The organism is Fictibacillus sp. S7, assembly GCF_004127935.1.
Lineage (GTDB): Bacteria > Bacillota > Bacilli > Bacillales > Fictibacillaceae > Fictibacillus_C > Fictibacillus_C enclensis.
The window spans coordinates 1,154,327-1,170,751 of record NZ_QJKL01000001.1 but is presented as its reverse complement, the minus strand read 5'-3'; the positions used below and the strand labels follow the sequence as shown (position 1 = coordinate 1,170,751).

Genomic DNA, 16,425 nt, shown 5'->3' with positions numbered 1-16,425 from the left:
GAATTATGAGCACTTCAAAATATAAACGAGTAGTACTTAAACTAAGCGGGGAAGCTCTTGCGGCCGGTAAAGGAAGCGGAATAGATCCTGGTGTCATTCAATCGATTGCCCATCAGGTGAAAGACATTGTCGAGCTCGGAGTGGAAGTGGCCGTTGTTGTCGGCGGCGGTAATCTCTGGAGAGGCAAGGCGGGAAGCGAGATGGGAATGGATCGCGCATCCGCCGATTACATGGGGATGCTGGCGACTGTTATGAATTCCCTGGCTTTACAGGACAGCCTGGAAAATATCGGTGTGCAGACAAGGGTACAAACGTCAATCGAGATGCGCCAGGTTGCTGAACCGTACATTCGCAGAAAAGCTATTCGTCACCTTGAAAAGAAACGTGTTGTTATTTTTGCTGCAGGAACAGGAAATCCTTACTTTTCAACGGATACAACAGCTGCTCTTCGCGCGGCGGAAATCGAAGCCGAAGTGATCCTGATGGCTAAAAATAATGTGGACGGCGTATACTCGGCCGATCCGACGATCGATCAGAATGCTGTGAAATACAATACCTTATCCTACCTTGACTTGCTTAAAGAAGGCCTGGCTGTCATGGATACGACGGCATCTTCATTATGTATGGACAATGATATTCCGCTTATCGTGTTTTCCATTATGGAAGAAGGAAACATTAAGCGTGCAGTTCTTGGTGAGGAAATTGGAACTACGATTAGGGGGAATAATTAATGGCAAAGGAAATTTTAACAAACGCAGAAGACCGAATGAAAAAAGGCATTTCATCTTTTCAGCGTGAGCTTTCGACCATCCGCGCCGGCCGTGCAAACCCTGCACTTTTAGATCGTGTTCAAGTGGATTATTACGGAGCTCAGACACCAATCAACCAGCTTGCCGGGATTTCAGTGCCTGAAGCACGCCTGCTTGTCATCCAGCCATATGATAAATCGGCCCTGAACGATGTAGAAAAGGCGATCCAAAAATCCGATCTTGGCTTAACAACTTCCAATGATGGGCAAGTGATCCGCATTGCGATTCCTCCTCTAACTGAAGAAAGACGTAAAGAGCTTGTCAAACTTGTTAAGAAATATGGAGAGGAAGCCAAGGTTGCTCTTCGCAATGTTCGCCGTGATGCCAACGATGAGCTGAAGAAGGCTGAGAAGGATGGGGAGATCACTGAAGATGAACTCCGCCGCTACAATGATGATGTTCAGAAGCTTACAGACAAATATATTAGCGAAGTAGATACAATCGCTTCAAGTAAAGAAAAAGAAATCATGGAAGTATAATTGATTTCCATGTAAAATAAAATAAGAAAAGCCCTCTTTATACAGGGGGTTTTTTTGTTAAGTCTGGACGATAATGGGGGCTTTGCCATGCTTGACAGAATTTCATTCTGGAAAAAAGAAGAAAAAACAGAGCTGAACATAAGACAGGATACAATACCGGCTCATGTGGCAATCATCATGGACGGGAACGGACGCTGGGCAAAAAGACGCGGGCTTCCCAGGGTGGCAGGACACCATGAAGGCATGAAAGTAGTAAAAAAAGTGGTGAAGTATGCCAACAATCTCGGCGTTAAGGTGCTGACACTCTATGCCTTTTCAACGGAAAACTGGAAGCGGCCCCGTGAAGAAGTGGACTTTCTCATGAGACTTCCTGGGGAATTTTTAAACAGCTTTCTGCCTGAATTGATTGAACAGAATGTGCGTGTGACCATCATGGGCCATAAGGATGTATTGCCGGTACATACCATTCAGGCTGTTGACGAGGCAATTGAAAAAACCAAAAACAATACTGGCCTTATTTTGAATTTTGCCCTGAATTATGGCAGCCGGAACGAGATAACAACAGCGTTAACCGAAATTATCCGCGATGTTGAAGCCGGAACCATCGGGCGTGATGCGATTAATGAAGATTTGGTAAGCCGGTATTTAATGACATCCAGCCTTCCGGATCCTGATCTGTTGATCCGGACGAGCGGTGAAGTGCGCCTCAGCAACTTTATGCTTTGGCAGCTCGCCTACAGTGAATTTTGGTTTACCGAGGTGAACTGGCCTGATTTTAAAGAAGAACACTTAAAAAAAGCCATTTACGACTATCAGAATCGCGGTCGCCGTTATGGCGGTGTATAATAAGAAGGAGGATTTATGAAGGAACGCATCATTACGGGAGTAATAGCCGCTCTTCTTTTTATAGGAGTTACGGTTTACGGCCATTTGCCTTTTACCCTCGTTATCATCGCTTTGGCAGTGATCGGGATCCACGAATTGCTGAAAATGAAGCATATTCCGCTTTTGTCGGCTGAGGGCATCATTGCTCTATTGCTGACACTGGCAACAGTCATCCCGCAGGATTGGAAAGAACAGTACCTTGGAAGTTTCACAGGCTCGCAACCCATTGTACTTGCGATGCTCCTGATCCTGGTGATTACCGTCATCACAAAGAACCGCTTTACATTTGATGATGCGGGTTTTGTTATCCTCTCCTCTCTGTATGTGGGTTACGGATTCCACTATATATACGAAACGAGAGTGCTTGAACATGGCCTTCCGATTTTATTCTTTGTCCTTTTCATGATTTGGGGAGCTGATTCGGGTGCGTATTTTACCGGGAAATCCATCGGAAAAACAAAACTGTGGCCGGTGATCAGTCCGAACAAAACCATCGAAGGAGCAATCGGGGGCATCGTTACGAGCATTGTGGTTGGCGTAATCTGCTACTTTACAGATTTTGTGCCTTTTACTCTGAACCAGGTGCTGTTCATGGCTTTGATTGTGGGGATCTTCGGACAGATTGGCGATCTTGCACAATCCGCCTTTAAGCGGCATTACGGAGTGAAGGATTCTGGCAATCTGCTGCCGGGACATGGCGGAATATTGGACCGTACGGACAGCTGGCTTTTCGTGCTTCCGCTCCTCCATATCCTGAGCTTGCTGTAGTAGCGAAAAAACAAGGAGTGCTCTATGAAAAATATCAGTTTGTTGGGTGCGACAGGTTCCATCGGTATACAAACGCTTGATGTAATCGCACAACACCCTGAGCTATTTCGATTAACGGCCATTTCTTTTGGAAAGAATGTAGAAAAAGGGATGGAGATAATAGAGAAATTTAAACCGCGGATCATTGCGGTTCAAGATAAAAAAGATGCTGATGACCTGCGTTTGCGTCTGGGGGACCAATCACTTGTTTATTATGGACAAGAAGGCCTGATTGAAGCAGCTGTCGCTCGGGAAGCTCATATTCTGGTGAATGCGGTCATGGGAAGTGTAGGCTTGGTGCCCACCATCAACGCCATTCAGGCCGGCAAGGATATAGCCATCGCCAATAAAGAAACACTGGTCACTGCCGGACATATCATTATGGAGCTGGCTGAAAAACATAACGTCAGCCTCCTGCCGGTGGACAGCGAGCATTCAGCCATCTTCCAATGTCTTAACGGAGAAAATGCCCAACAGGTTGACAGGCTCATTCTTACCGCGTCTGGAGGAAGTTTCCGGGATTATACGCGGGAACAGCTGGCTGATGTTACTGTTGACGAGGCATTGAATCATCCGAACTGGTCCATGGGAGCCAAAATCACCATCGACTCGGCAACGATGATGAACAAAGGCCTGGAAGTGATAGAAGCGCATTGGCTCTTTAATATGCCCTATTCAAAAATAGACGTCATTCTTCATAAAGAAAGCATCATACACTCTATGGTAGAGTATAAGGACGGCAGCACGCTGGCACACTTGGGAAACCCCGACATGCGGGTTCCCATTCAGTACGCGCTGACCTATCCTGACAGACTTGAACATACGCCTTCCAAAAGGTTAAATTTATGGGAGATTGGAAAGCTTCATTTTAAAAAAATGGACATGGAACGGTTCCGCTGCCTGAAACTGGCTTATCTAGCAGGAGAGAAAGGCGGAACAATGACAACCGCGCTGAACGCAGCAAACGAAGCTGCGGTCGGATTGTTCCTTGAACGTAAAATATCTTTCCTGGCGATCGAAGAATACATTGAAAAAGCACTGGAGCACCATGAATTTATTGAACAGCCGACACTGGAAGAAATACAGGCCATTGATACACACACACGGCAATATGTTCAGTCATTATTAAATTAAAGGTGGGTAAAAGGTTATGAATACAGTCATTTCCATCGTAATTATTTTGGGTGCTCTTGTTTTCTTTCATGAACTTGGCCATTTGATGCTCGCCAAACGAGCCGGCATTTTGTGCCGGGAATTTGCCATTGGCTTCGGTCCAAAGCTCTTCGCGTTTAAAAAGAGTGAGACAACATACACTGTACGGCTATTGCCGCTGGGCGGGTTTGTAAGGATGGCCGGTGAGGATCCGGAAGGGATCGAGCTGAAACCAGGTTACAGGGTAGGACTGATTTTTAACCCGGAAGGCAGCGTCCAAAAGATTATTGTCAACCATAAAGAAAAATATGACATCCAAAAAGTCATTACTGTGGAAAACGCTGACTTGGAGCACCGTTTGGTGATTACCGGATATGAAAATGAAGAGGGAGAACGCCAAAGCTACAGCGTCGACCCGCAAGCAATGTATGTGGCCGATCATCAGGAAATGCAAATTGCTCCGTATAACAGGCAGTTTGGCTCAAAAACTCTCATGCAGCGGACGCTTGCCATTTTTGCAGGCCCGTTCATGAATGTGCTGCTCGCGTTCATCGTATTAATGAGTTTTTCTTTGTTCCAGGGCATTCCTACAAAGGAAGCACGACTTGGCAATCTGGCACCTGGTGAAGCTGCGGTGAAATCCGGGCTGCAAAAAGGGGACAGGATCGTTTCCGTAAATGGCGATAAAGTCAGCAATTGGGAAGAGCTTGTTTCCTTTATCCAGCAAAACCCCGGAGAAAAACTTGTGTTTGAAGTTGACCGGAACGGCAAAATTCTTAATAAAGAAGTAACGCCGGGTGAACGGGAGATTAACAAAGGCACCAAAGAAGGATTTATTGGAGCCTATCCTTCCACAGAGTTTTCTTTGCCGGGCTCCGTGTCCTATGGAGCAAAGCAAACATGGTTCATGACAAAAATGATTTTCGTGGGACTTGGTGAGCTCATTACCGGGAAGCACGGATTCGATCAGCTTTCAGGACCAGTTGGAATTTACGAATACACAAACAAAGCGACAGAAGGCGGTATTCCAATGCTGATGCAATGGGCCGCTGTCCTGAGCATTAACCTGGCGATCTTTAACTTGCTGCCGCTACCGGCACTGGATGGCGGGCGGCTGTTGTTTTTACTGATTGAAGCGCTGCGGGGCAAACCGATTGATCCGCAAAAAGAAGGGCTTGTACATTTTATCGGTTTTGCATTTCTGATGCTCCTGATGCTCGTCGTAACATGGAATGACATTCATAAATTCTTTTTAGACAAAATTGACCAATAAGTGATTAACTGAGGTGGAGAAATGAAGCAAAGCAGGTTGTTTGCACCAACATTAAGAGAAGTTCCGGCTGACGCGGATGTCGTCAGCCACCAGCTTCTGCTCAGAGCAGGATTTATCCGGCAGAATGCAGCTGGTATTTATTCTTTTTTGCCGCTGGGGAAAAAGGTTCTTCACAAAGTAGAAGCGATTATTCGTGAAGAGATGGAAAACGCAGGATCCAACGAGATGACCATGCCTTCCCTGCAGCTTGCGGAACTCTGGCAAGAATCGGGAAGATGGTATTCCTACGGACCGGAACTTATGCGTTTAAAAGACCGCCATGGCCGTGAATTTGCGCTCGGGCCAACTCATGAGGAAGTCATTACCAGTCTCATTCGCGATGAAGTAAAATCATATAAAAAACTGCCTCTTAATCTATTCCAAATTCAAACGAAGTTCAGGGATGAAAAAAGACCTCGATTTGGTCTTCTTAGAGGCCGGGAATTTATTATGAAAGATGCGTACTCGTTCCATTCCTCCCAGGAGAGCCTTGATGTTACCTATGAAGATATGAAAGCAGCATACAATAATATCTTTTCACGCTGTGGTCTGAACTTCAGAGCGGTCCTGGCGGATTCCGGGGCAATCGGAGGAAAGGATAATCATGAGTTCATGGTACTTTCCGAGATCGGTGAAGATTTGATTGCTTATTCTTCAGAATCTGATTTTGCTGCCAACATTGAGATGGCACCAGTGAACGTAACCTATGAAGCTTCCACCGAATCCAAAAAGGAGATGGAGAAAATCCATACGGGAGAAGCAAAAACCATTGCAGAGGTTTCTTCACTCCTTACCATTGATGCCGCCAAAGTCATCAAGTCGGTTCTGTTTATTGCTGATGAAGAGCCGGTTCTGGTGCTTGTCCGCGGTGATCATGATGTAAATGACATTAAAGTGAAGAACATTCTCGGAGCAGCTTCTGCCGAACTGGCCACACCTGAGGAAACGGAAAAAGTGCTTTCCTGCAAACCTGGAAACATTGGGCCTGTGTCTGTTCCAGAAAACGTGAAGATCATTGCTGACCATGCGGTGGAATACATGGTGAATGCCGTAGCCGGAGCAAATGAAGCAAATCATCATTATCAGCATGTGAATCCTGGCATCGATTTTGAGGTCTCTGATTTTGCTGATCTTCGTTTTATCCAGGAGGGAGATGCTTCTCCTGATGGCAAAGGGGTTATCCGCTTCGCCAAAGGAATTGAAGTCGGGCATGTGTTTAAACTTGGACAAGTTTACAGCGAGCCATTGAATGCAACCTTTCTCGATGAGAATGGAAAAAGCCAGACAATGACGATGGGCTGTTACGGAATCGGTGTTTCCCGTACGCTTGCCGCAGTTGCAGAAGAAAACAATGATGAAAGAGGCTTGATCTGGCCGTTATCCCTGGCACCTTTTGATGTGCACATTATTGCAGCCAACAGCAAAGACGCAATACAGGCAGATTTAAGTGAAAAGCTGTATGATGAACTTAAGGGTGCAGGTTATGATTGCTTATACGATGACCGTAAAGAACGCGCAGGTGTAAAGTTCGCCGATGCAGACCTTTTTGGGGTTCCTGTCCGCGTAACGGTTGGGAAAAAGGCTGCTGAGGGCATGGTGGAATTGAAAGTCAGAAAAACCGGTGAAATGAATGAAATCCATGTTTCAGAATTAATTGAGGCGATTAAACGCCAACGAGAATTATTAGCGCGCTAGCATCCAGGGGATGACTTATGAGCCTGACCGTCAGGCTCACTAACCCAAGTCATCCCTTTAATTGTGGAAGGAGGGCATCATGAACAGTGACGACCAGGTAAGAAAAGAGCGGTTTCTCTTGTTGCTCGACCAGATCGGCATACCCGGTGAGCTGCGCCCGCATCTGGGTGATGGCCGTGTTCAGAAACTGGCGATCGATAAAAATAACAGAAGCTGGCATTTTTATTTTTCCCTGCCGAAACCAATGCCTGCCAATGTGTATACCTTTTTTCAGGCGAGAATTACACAGGCATTTGAACATATAGCGAAAGTAACATTTACTATTCAATGTGAGAGCAGGGAATGCGAGGAAGCATTACTCGGCGAGTATTGGAGCATATGCTGTGAACAGCTGAAAGGAACGGCAAGCTCACTTGTGTCCGGATTGATGGGACAGGTTCCTGAGGTAACCGGGAATAAAATTAAAGTAACCGTCCGGAATGAAGCGGAAGGGCTCTTGATCAAACGTAAATTATCTTCGGCAATGACGGAGGTCTACCGTTCGTTTGGCATGGACTCCGTCTCACTTGAAATTGAAGTCAAACACAGTGAGGAAGAGTTCCAGAAATTTGTGGAGCAGAAAAAGCAAGAAGATGCGGATAAAGTACTCGCTGCATTGATCGAAAAAGAAAAAGCGGACAAGCGGGAAGCAGCTGCTGTGCCTTCTGAAGTTACAATAGGTTACAAGATTCCGGATGAACCCGTTCCGATTGAAACCATTCAGGACGAGGAACGCAGAGTAACGCTTCAGGGATATGTATTTGATGCGGAAACTAGAGAACTCAGAAGCGGAAGAACGCTGCTGACCTTTAAGATTACCGATTATACCGATTCCATCATGGTTAAAATCTTCTCCCGCGACAAAGAAGATGTACCGATTCTGAACGCCGTGAAAAAGGGCATCTGGGTCAAAGTACGGGGTGGTATACAAAACGATACCTTCGTTCGTGACCTGGTCATGATTGCGAATGATATCAATCAAATTACGCCTGAAACCAGAAATGATCTTGCCGAAGAAGGAAAGAAAAGAGTGGAACTTCATCTACATACTCCGATGAGCCAGATGGACGCCGTAACTTCTGCTTCCAGCCTGATCAGCCAGGCCAGCAAATGGGGCCATCCTGCTGTAGCGGTGACCGACCATGCTGCCGTTCAGTCCTTCCCGGAAGCATATTCAGCAGGGAAAAAGAATGGTATCAAAGTTTTGTATGGCGTGGAGGCCAATCTGGTGGATGACGGAGTTCCTATCGCTTATAACGAACAGCACAGGAAGCTCTCGGATGATACCTATATTGTATTTGACGTGGAAACAACGGGATTGTCCGCCGTGTACAACAAAATCATCGAACTTGCGGCGGTCAAAGTGCATAACGGTGAAATCATCGATAAATTTGAACGGTTTGCCAATCCTCATGAGCCTCTTTCGGATACAACGATCAATTTGACGGGCATCACTGACGATATGGTACAGGATGCTCCTGAAATAGAGGACGTGTTGCGGGATTTTGAAAAATTTATGGGAGACGACATTCTTGTTGCCCATAATGCCAGTTTTGATATGGGATTCTTGAACGAAGGATTCCGCAAGATAGGGAGAGGGGCTGCCCAAAATCCGGTAGTTGACACCCTTGAACTTGCCCGTTTTCTCCTTCCGGAACTGAAAAACCACAGATTGAACACGCTCTGTAAAAAGTTTGATATCGAGCTGACCCAGCACCACCGGGCAATCTATGATGCAGAAGCGACAGGCTACCTGCTTTGGAAACTATTAAAACAAGCGTTCGAGAAAGAAATAGAATTCCATGACCAGCTGAACGAAAACATGGGCCAGGGTGGATATATGAGAAGCCGTCCATCCCATTGCATACTATTTGCCCAAACACAACAAGGCTTGAAGAATCTGTACAAATTGGTTTCAGAATCGCAATTGAACTATTTTTACCGAACGCCGAGAATTCCGCGTTCGAGGCTTTCCAAACATCGTGAAGGTTTACTGATCGGGTCCGGGTGTGATAAAGGCGAAGTATTTGAAGGAATGATGCAAAAAGCGCCTTCGGAAGTGGAAGAAATCGCGAAATTTTATGATTATCTTGAAATCCAGCCGCCATCAAACTATTATCATCTGATTGAAAAAGAACTAATACAGGATGAAATGGCGCTGCGTGAAATCATTGCCAACATCGTGAAGCTCGGTGAAAAGCTAGGTAAACCGGTTGTTGCCACGGGAAATGTACATTACCTGGATCCCAATGACGGCATCTACCGCAAGATTTTGGTTTCAAGCCAGGGCGGAGCCAATCCGTTGAACCGACAGACACTTCCGGATGTTTATTTCCGTACCACAGATGAAATGCTGGAATGCTTTTCATTCCTGGGTGACGAAAAGGCCAGGGAAGTGGTTGTCGATAATACCCAAAAGGTCGCAGACATGATTGAGGAGATCAAACCGATTCCTGACGATCTGTTTACCCCGAAGATTCCGGGGGCGGAAGATGATATACGGAATATGAGTTATTCCATGGCTCGCAGTATTTATGGGGAAAACCTCCCCGATATTGTAGAAAAGCGGCTGGAAAAGGAATTGAACAGCATTATCGGTCATGGATTTGCCGTTATCTACCTCATCTCGCATAAACTTGTTAAAAAGTCCCTGGTGGATGGCTATCTGGTAGGTTCACGTGGATCCGTTGGATCTTCCTTTGTTGCCACCATGACAGAGATTACTGAGGTTAATCCGCTTCCTCCGCACTATGTGTGTCCTGAGTGCAAGGAATCCATCTTTTTTGATGATGGATCTGTCGGTTCCGGGTTTGACCTTCCGGATAAAGAGTGCCCGAATTGTCATGTGCTCTATAAAAAGGATGGCCAGGATATCCCATTTGAAACATTCCTTGGCTTTAAAGGGGACAAGGTACCCGATATTGACCTTAACTTCTCGGGTGAATACCAGCCGCGTGCCCATAATTACACAAAGGAACTGTTCGGTGAAGATTATGTCTACCGTGCAGGAACGATAGGAACTGTGGCTGAGAAAACGGCGTATGGCTATGTAAAAGGGTATGCCTCCGACCATAACCTGACCTTCCGCTCTGCCGAGGTCGACCGGCTTGTATCGGGCTGTACCGGTGTGAAACGGACCACAGGACAGCATCCGGGCGGGATTATTGTTGTTCCGGATTACATGGATATTTATGATTTTTGTCCTATCCAGTTTCCTGCCGATGATAAAAATTCTGAATGGAAAACAACACATTTTGATTTCCATTCCATCCATGATAACCTGCTGAAACTCGATATTCTCGGGCACGATGATCCAACCGTGATTCGTATGCTGCAGGATTTGAGCGGCATTGATCCAAAAACGATTCCGGCTTCCGACCAGGAAGTTATGAAAATCTTTTCCGGTCCCGAAGTGCTCGGGGTGACCGAAGACCAAGTGATGTGCAAAACGGGTACGCTTGGCATTCCGGAATTTGGAACGAAGTTTGTTCGGCAGATGCTTGAGGAAACCAAACCAAGTACTTTCTCCGAGTTAGTGCAGATTTCCGGTCTTTCCCATGGGACAGACGTGTGGCTGAACAATGCCAATGAGCTGATCGCCGATGGAACATGCGAGCTGAAAGACGTGATCGGCTGCCGTGACGATATCATGGTGTATCTGATCTATAAAGGCCTTGAACCGTCCCTTGCCTTCAAAATCATGGAAAGCGTGCGTAAAGGTAAAGGTCTGATCCCCGAATGGGTAGAAGAAATGAAAAAGAACGACGTACCAGACTGGTATATCGGGTCGTGCTTGAAGATCAAGTACATGTTCCCGAAGGCCCATGCTGCCGCCTATGTATTGATGGCAGTCCGCATCGCCTACTTTAAGGTACATTATCCTATTCTTTTTTACGCAGCCTACTTCACTGTCCGCGCTGATGATTTTGATATTACCGCCATGGTAAAGGGATCTGCCGCTATCCGCGCAAAGATTGAAGAAATCTCGGGCAAAGGGCTGGATGCTTCCACCAAGGAGAAGAACCTGCAAACAGTGCTGGAACTTGCTCTTGAAATGTGCGAACGCGGTTTTTCATTTGGCAAGGTAGACCTCTACCGATCGAGCGCCACTGAATTTTTGGTGGAAGGCGACCAACTGATTCCGCCTTTCAATTCTATTGCGGGACTTGGCACAAATGCTGCCATCAATATTGTGAAGGCGCGTGAAGATGGAGAGTTCCTTTCAAAAGAGGACCTTCAGCAGCGTGCTCGCCTGTCTAAAACCATCATCGATTATCTGGATGAGCAAGGCTGTCTTGCCGGTATGCCGGAAGCCAACCAGCTCTCTCTTTTCTAAAGACTGAAGAGGGCAGACAGACGGCTGGCAAGTTGCACAAAGCCGAAGATTATGATATAGTAATTTTGGAAATACTTATGAATACCTTTCGGGAAAAGAGTGGGGAAACCCACTCTTTCGTTTCGTTTTGGCAAAGGATTTTTCGGTTGAAGGGAGGATGTTTATGAGCAAGAAAATCACGGAAACTACCGAAGAGATCGTAACCCCGATTTTGGAAGAGTTAAACCTAGAGCTGGTAGATATCGAGTTTGTAAAAGAAGGGAAAAACTGGTTCCTTCGCGTATTTATTGATAATGAAACTGGTGTAGACATTGAAGACTGCGGAACGGTAAGTGAACGCCTCAGTGAAAAGTTGGATGCTATCGATCCGATTGAACAGGCATACTTTCTTGAAGTTTCTTCACCCGGTGTTGAACGCCCATTGAAAAAACCGGAGGACATGGCTAAGGCCGTAGGGAAAAATGTCCACATTAAAATGTATGAACAGATTGATGGCTCAAAAGAATTTGAAGGCAAACTGCTGGAATTCGATGGTGAAACGGTCAAACTGCAAATGAAAGTGAAAACACGCAGTACGGAAGTGGAACTGCCATACAACAAGATAGCAAGTGCCAGACTTGCAGTTGTGTTCAATTAACAAAGGGGAGAAGATGGATGAGTAGCGAGCTATTAGATGCACTTACTTTTTTGGAGAAAGAAAAAGGAATCAGCAAAGATATTTTAATTGAAGCGATTGAAGCCGCTTTGATTTCTGCGTACAAACGGAACTTCCACCAGGCACAAAATGTGAGAGTGGATTTTAATACAACAACAGGAAGCATCAAAGTATTTGCCCGAAAAAACGTTGTTGAAGAAGTAACCGATTCAAGGCAGGAGCTTTCACTTGAAGAGGCGCACAAGATTAACCCGCAATATGAATTAGAAGATGTTGTGGAACTGGAGGTAACTCCACGTGATTTCGGCCGGATTGCGGCCCAAACCGCAAAACAGGTTGTGACTCAAAGGGTAAGAGAAGCGGAACGCGGCATTATTTTTTCCGAATTTATCGACCGAGAGGAAGATATCATTACAGGTGTGGTCCAGCGTCAGGACCATCGTTACATCTATGTTAACCTTGGACGGGTTGAAGCATTGCTTCCAGCCGCCGAACAAATGCCGGGTGAGAAATATACAACAAACGACCGTATTAAAGTATTCATCACCAAGGTTGAAAAAACAACGAAGGGCCCGCAAATTCTTGTATCAAGAACACACCCTGGTTTATTAAAGCGCCTTTTCGAACTTGAAGTGCCGGAAATCTATGATGGTACGGTTGAAGTAAAATCAATTGCCAGAGAAGCGGGAGACCGTTCCAAGATTGCTGTTCATGCAGCAGACCCGGAAGTGGATCCAGTAGGATCTTGTGTCGGTCAAAAAGGCGGACGCGTTCAAACGATCGTCAACGAGCTCAATGGCGAGAAAATTGATATTGTCCGATGGTCTGAAGACCCGGTCGTGTATGTAGCGAACGCGCTCAGCCCTGCCAAGGTGCTTGAAGTGCTAGTGAATGAAGATGAAAAAATGACGACCGTTATCGTTCCCGATTACCAGCTTTCACTTGCCATCGGGAAACGAGGACAGAATGCAAGACTTGCAGCTAAACTGACAGGCTGGAAAATTGATATTAAAAGTCAGTCCGATGCAGAAGAATCGGGACTTTATGTTGGTGAAGCTGCACAAGAAGAGTTTGAATCTACTGAAGAAGAACTGTAAGATACATGGGGGTGAGCCGGATGAAAACACGGAAAATTCCGATGAGAAAATGTGTAGCCTGCCAGGAAATGAAAGAAAAAAAGCAATTGATCCGGATTGTCCGCTCTCCTGAAGGCGAAGTTTTCGTTGACCCAACGGGAAAGAAATCAGGAAGAGGCGCGTATCTGTGCAATCAGGCGTCCTGTTTTGCTCTGGCGAAGAAAAAAGGCAGCCTCAACAATCAACTGAAAGCTCGAGTTCCGGATGAAGTGTTTGCTGAACTGGAAAAGGGAGTATAACTCATTGAATATATCACCATGGGCTTCATTGCTTGGATTGGCCAACAGGGCAGGAAAATGTATTTCTGGGGAAGAGCTTGTTGTTAAAGCGGTACAGAAGCAACAGGCGAAATGCGTTCTTCTTTCCATGGATGCGTCGGACAATACGAAGAAAAAAATAACGGATAAATGCTCGTTTTACCGGGTAGAGGTAAAATGGATTGAGAACCGCTATTCTCTCGGAAATGCGATTGGCAAAGACCAGCGCGTGGTTGTTGCCGTAACCGATCAAGGATTTGCCAAAAAGTTAACAGCTTTACTTGATTAAATCATTCGGGGGTGAACATATGAGTAAGATGCGTGTATATGAATATGCGAAAAAACAAAATGTTCAAAGCAAGGATATCATTGATAAACTGAAAAACATGAATGTGGATGTATCCAATCATATGTCGATGATCGATGAAGAAGCGATCCGTAAATTAAATGATGCCTATCAACCCAAAAATAAGAATACAGAGGAGAAACATAAAATAGAACATAAAAAGAACCCAACCAATGTAAACAAAGTCGAAAATAGAAATGAGAGTAAAAAAGAGAACACTATGAAAATTAAAAAAGACGAAGCACCCAAGAAGAATAATGGCAGCAATAACTCAAAACCGGGTCAAAAAAATAACAGTGGTCAACAAAACGCTAAACCCGGGCAAAACGCTAAACCCGGCCAAAAGGGCGGAAACCGACCGGGGAACAGAAACAACAACAGCAATCATAATAATAAAAACCGAAACAACAAAAACAATAACAGAGGAAAATCAGCACCGGCTCCTCAGCCGAAGCCGACCCCGGTAACACCGGATAAGATTACTTTCTCCGAATCACTTACTGTAAGTGAACTGGCGAAGAAACTGGCAAAAGAACCATCTGAAATCATTAAAAAATTGATGACTCTTGGTGTTATGGCAACAATCAACCAAGAGCTTGATAAAGAAACCATTGAGCTTATTGCATCAGATTACAATGTGGAAGTCGAAGAGGAAATTATCATCGACGTAACCGAATTCGAAAATTATGAAAATAACGATAAAGAAGAGGATCTTTCCATTCGTCCACCGGTGGTTACTATCATGGGTCACGTTGACCACGGGAAAACGACCTTGCTGGACTCCATACGAAACACAAAAGTAACCGCAAGTGAAGCAGGTGGAATCACTCAGCATATTGGTGCGTACCAGATCGAAGACAAAGGCAAGAAAATTACGTTCCTTGATACACCGGGGCATGCTGCGTTTACAACGATGCGTGCAAGAGGAGCTCAAGTAACGGATATCACGATTCTTGTGGTTGCCGCCGATGACGGTGTTATGCCGCAAACCGTTGAAGCCATCAACCATGCAAAAGCTGCAGAAGTGCCTATTATTGTTGCAGTGAACAAAATGGATAAGGAAGCAGCCAATCCTGACCGGGTTATGCAGGAATTGACCGAGCATGCTCTGATTCCGGAAGACTGGGGCGGCGATACGATTTTTGTTAATGTTTCTGCGATCAATGGGGAAGGAATCGACGACTTGATCGAAATGATTCAGTTGGTGGCGGAAGTCGAAGAACTGAAAGCCAATCCAAACCGTGCAGCACAGGGTACAGTTATCGAGGCACAGCTTGATAAAGGCCGTGGATCAGTAGCTACGCTTCTCGTTCAAAACGGAACACTGAATGTGGGGGATCCAATTGTTGTCGGAAATACCTTCGGACGTGTCCGTGCCATGGTCAATGATATTGGCCGGCGTGTAAAAGTAGCCGGTCCATCTACTCCAGTTGAGATTACTGGATTAAATGATGTTCCTCAGGCCGGCGATCAATTCATGGTATTTACCGATGAAAAGAAAGCACGCCAGATCGGTGAAGCACGCTCCAAAAAGCAATTGGAAGCCCAACGTAAGGAATCTTCCAAGTTGAACCTTGAAGATCTGTTCAATCAGATCAAAGAAGGCGATATTAAAGAAATCAATGTGATTATTAAAGCCGACGTTCAAGGCTCCGCCGAGGCGCTGGCCGGTTCCCTTCAAAAAATTGATGTGGAAGGCGTCAAGGTAAAGATCATTCATACGGGAGTAGGAGCGATCACTGAATCGGATATCATTCTTGCTTCTGCCTCCAATGCGATTATTATCGGATTTAACGTACGCCCTGACAACAATGCGAAACGTACAGCAGATGCTGAAAAAGTGGATGTGCGTCTGCACAGAATTATTTATAACGTGATCGAAGAAATTGAGTCAGCAATGAAAGGTATGCTAGACCCAGAGTTCGAAGAGAAGGTTATTGGACAGGTGGAGATCCGTACGACGTTTAAAGTATCAAAAGTGGGGACAATTGCCGGCTGTTATGTAACTGATGGTAAAGTTACCCGTGATTCCACCGTTCGCCTGATCCGTGATGGCGTTGTTATCTATGAAGGGAAAATAGATGCCCTCAAACGCTTTAAAGATGATGCAAAAGAAGTTAGTGCAGGCTACGAATGTGGTATTACATTAGAAAAGTTCAATGACATCAAAGAAGGAGATGTCATCGAAGCGTACATCATGGAAGAAATTAAACGGGCATGATTGGTTTCCTGACTGTGGAATGCTTCATTTATGAGTCCCATTCCCTGAAGGATAAACGCTCCGTTGTGAAAAAGGTCGTTACCCGGTTGAGACAGCAATTTAATCTTGCTGTCTCCGAGACCGACTTTCATGATTTATGGCAGAGAGCAGAACTTGGAATTGTAACCATTTCAAAGGACAAACTAATCGTGGAACAGGAACTTCAAAAGGCTATAAAGCTGATCAGCAGTATACCTGAGCTTGAAGTTACGTCCTCGGTTATCGAATGGTTATAATGGCTAGATAGAAACGGGGTG

The 16,425-nt window shown here is 45.4% G+C and carries 14 protein-coding genes; all 14 read left to right on the top strand.

What is annotated here, in order from left to right:
- Positions 1-5: 5 nt before the first annotated feature.
- The 14 genes from pyrH to DMO16_RS05825 all read left to right on the top strand — a co-directional run bounded on the left by pyrH (position 6) and on the right by DMO16_RS05825 (position 16,404).
- Entirely contained in the window at positions 6-731 is a 726-nt protein-coding gene (gene pyrH / locus DMO16_RS05890) for a UMP kinase (RefSeq protein ID WP_061969477.1), read from the top strand.
- Positions 731-1,288: a ribosome recycling factor gene (gene frr / locus DMO16_RS05885; RefSeq protein ID WP_061969479.1), complete on the top strand. Its 558-nt coding sequence runs from the start codon at positions 731-733 to the stop codon at positions 1,286-1,288. The genes pyrH and frr overlap by 1 nt, the downstream gene beginning before the upstream one ends.
- A gap of 87 nt (positions 1,289-1,375) precedes the next feature.
- Positions 1,376-2,134, top strand: a complete 759-nt coding sequence (locus DMO16_RS05880; protein ID WP_061971583.1) for an isoprenyl transferase — start codon at positions 1,376-1,378, stop codon at positions 2,132-2,134.
- A 15-nt stretch (positions 2,135-2,149) separates the two neighbouring features.
- Entirely contained in the window at positions 2,150-2,941 is a 792-nt protein-coding gene (locus DMO16_RS05875) for a phosphatidate cytidylyltransferase (RefSeq protein ID WP_061969481.1), read from the top strand.
- 24 nt (positions 2,942-2,965) lie between these two features.
- Positions 2,966-4,114 carry a 1-deoxy-D-xylulose-5-phosphate reductoisomerase gene (locus DMO16_RS05870; protein ID WP_061969483.1) on the top strand — a complete coding sequence of 383 codons (1,149 nt, stop codon included), beginning with the start codon at positions 2,966-2,968 and terminating at the stop codon, positions 4,112-4,114.
- 16 nt (positions 4,115-4,130) lie between these two features.
- Positions 4,131-5,405, top strand: coding sequence for an RIP metalloprotease RseP (gene rseP / locus DMO16_RS05865; protein WP_129475958.1), 1,275 nt, complete (start codon positions 4,131-4,133; stop codon positions 5,403-5,405).
- A 21-nt stretch (positions 5,406-5,426) separates the two neighbouring features.
- A complete protein-coding gene (locus DMO16_RS05860; RefSeq protein WP_061969488.1) occupies positions 5,427-7,139 on the top strand; it encodes a proline--tRNA ligase in 1,713 nt (570 codons plus the stop codon).
- Between the two features lie 79 nt (positions 7,140-7,218).
- Positions 7,219-11,514, top strand: coding sequence for a PolC-type DNA polymerase III (locus DMO16_RS05855; protein ID WP_129475955.1), 4,296 nt, complete (start codon positions 7,219-7,221; stop codon positions 11,512-11,514).
- 163 nt (positions 11,515-11,677) lie between these two features.
- Positions 11,678-12,151, top strand: a complete 474-nt coding sequence (gene rimP / locus DMO16_RS05850) for a ribosome maturation factor RimP (RefSeq protein ID WP_061969492.1) — start codon at positions 11,678-11,680, stop codon at positions 12,149-12,151.
- A 17-nt stretch (positions 12,152-12,168) separates the two neighbouring features.
- A complete protein-coding gene (gene nusA, locus DMO16_RS05845) occupies positions 12,169-13,266 on the top strand; it encodes a transcription termination factor NusA (RefSeq protein WP_061969494.1) in 1,098 nt (365 codons plus the stop codon).
- Positions 13,267-13,286: 20 nt separating this feature from the next.
- Positions 13,287-13,544, top strand: a complete 258-nt coding sequence (rnpM, locus tag DMO16_RS05840; RefSeq protein ID WP_061969496.1) for an RNase P modulator RnpM — start codon at positions 13,287-13,289, stop codon at positions 13,542-13,544.
- A gap of 4 nt (positions 13,545-13,548) precedes the next feature.
- Entirely contained in the window at positions 13,549-13,851 is a 303-nt protein-coding gene (locus DMO16_RS05835; protein WP_061969499.1) for a YlxQ family RNA-binding protein, read from the top strand.
- A gap of 19 nt (positions 13,852-13,870) precedes the next feature.
- Positions 13,871-16,129 carry a translation initiation factor IF-2 gene (gene infB / locus DMO16_RS05830; protein WP_061969502.1) on the top strand — a complete coding sequence of 753 codons (2,259 nt, stop codon included), beginning with the start codon at positions 13,871-13,873 and terminating at the stop codon, positions 16,127-16,129.
- Complete coding sequence (locus DMO16_RS05825; RefSeq protein ID WP_061969504.1) at positions 16,126-16,404, top strand: DUF503 domain-containing protein; 279 nt, start codon at positions 16,126-16,128, stop codon at positions 16,402-16,404. The genes infB and DMO16_RS05825 overlap by 4 nt, the downstream gene beginning before the upstream one ends.
- The last annotated feature ends 21 nt before the right edge of the window (positions 16,405-16,425 follow it).

What these genes read in the sequence shown, in the direction of transcription:
- DMO16_RS05875 (WP_061969481.1), top strand. Translation starts at nt 2,150, where the DNA reads ATGAAGGAACGCATCATTACGGGAGTAATAGCCGCTCTTCTTTTTATA.
- pyrH (WP_061969477.1), top strand. Translation starts at nt 6, where the DNA reads ATGAGCACTTCAAAATATAAACGAGTAGTACTTAAACTAAGCGGGGAA.
- DMO16_RS05870 (WP_061969483.1), top strand. Translation starts at nt 2,966, where the DNA reads ATGAAAAATATCAGTTTGTTGGGTGCGACAGGTTCCATCGGTATACAA.
- rnpM (WP_061969496.1), top strand. Translation starts at nt 13,287, where the DNA reads ATGAAAACACGGAAAATTCCGATGAGAAAATGTGTAGCCTGCCAGGAA.
- DMO16_RS05825 (WP_061969504.1), top strand. Translation starts at nt 16,126, where the DNA reads ATGATTGGTTTCCTGACTGTGGAATGCTTCATTTATGAGTCCCATTCC.
- DMO16_RS05880 (WP_061971583.1), top strand. Translation starts at nt 1,376, where the DNA reads ATGCTTGACAGAATTTCATTCTGGAAAAAAGAAGAAAAAACAGAGCTG.
- frr (WP_061969479.1), top strand. Translation starts at nt 731, where the DNA reads ATGGCAAAGGAAATTTTAACAAACGCAGAAGACCGAATGAAAAAAGGC.
- DMO16_RS05855 (WP_129475955.1), top strand. Translation starts at nt 7,219, where the DNA reads ATGAACAGTGACGACCAGGTAAGAAAAGAGCGGTTTCTCTTGTTGCTC.
- infB (WP_061969502.1), top strand. Translation starts at nt 13,871, where the DNA reads ATGAGTAAGATGCGTGTATATGAATATGCGAAAAAACAAAATGTTCAA.
- DMO16_RS05860 (WP_061969488.1), top strand. Translation starts at nt 5,427, where the DNA reads ATGAAGCAAAGCAGGTTGTTTGCACCAACATTAAGAGAAGTTCCGGCT.
- nusA (WP_061969494.1), top strand. Translation starts at nt 12,169, where the DNA reads ATGAGTAGCGAGCTATTAGATGCACTTACTTTTTTGGAGAAAGAAAAA.
- rseP (WP_129475958.1), top strand. Translation starts at nt 4,131, where the DNA reads ATGAATACAGTCATTTCCATCGTAATTATTTTGGGTGCTCTTGTTTTC.
- rimP (WP_061969492.1), top strand. Translation starts at nt 11,678, where the DNA reads ATGAGCAAGAAAATCACGGAAACTACCGAAGAGATCGTAACCCCGATT.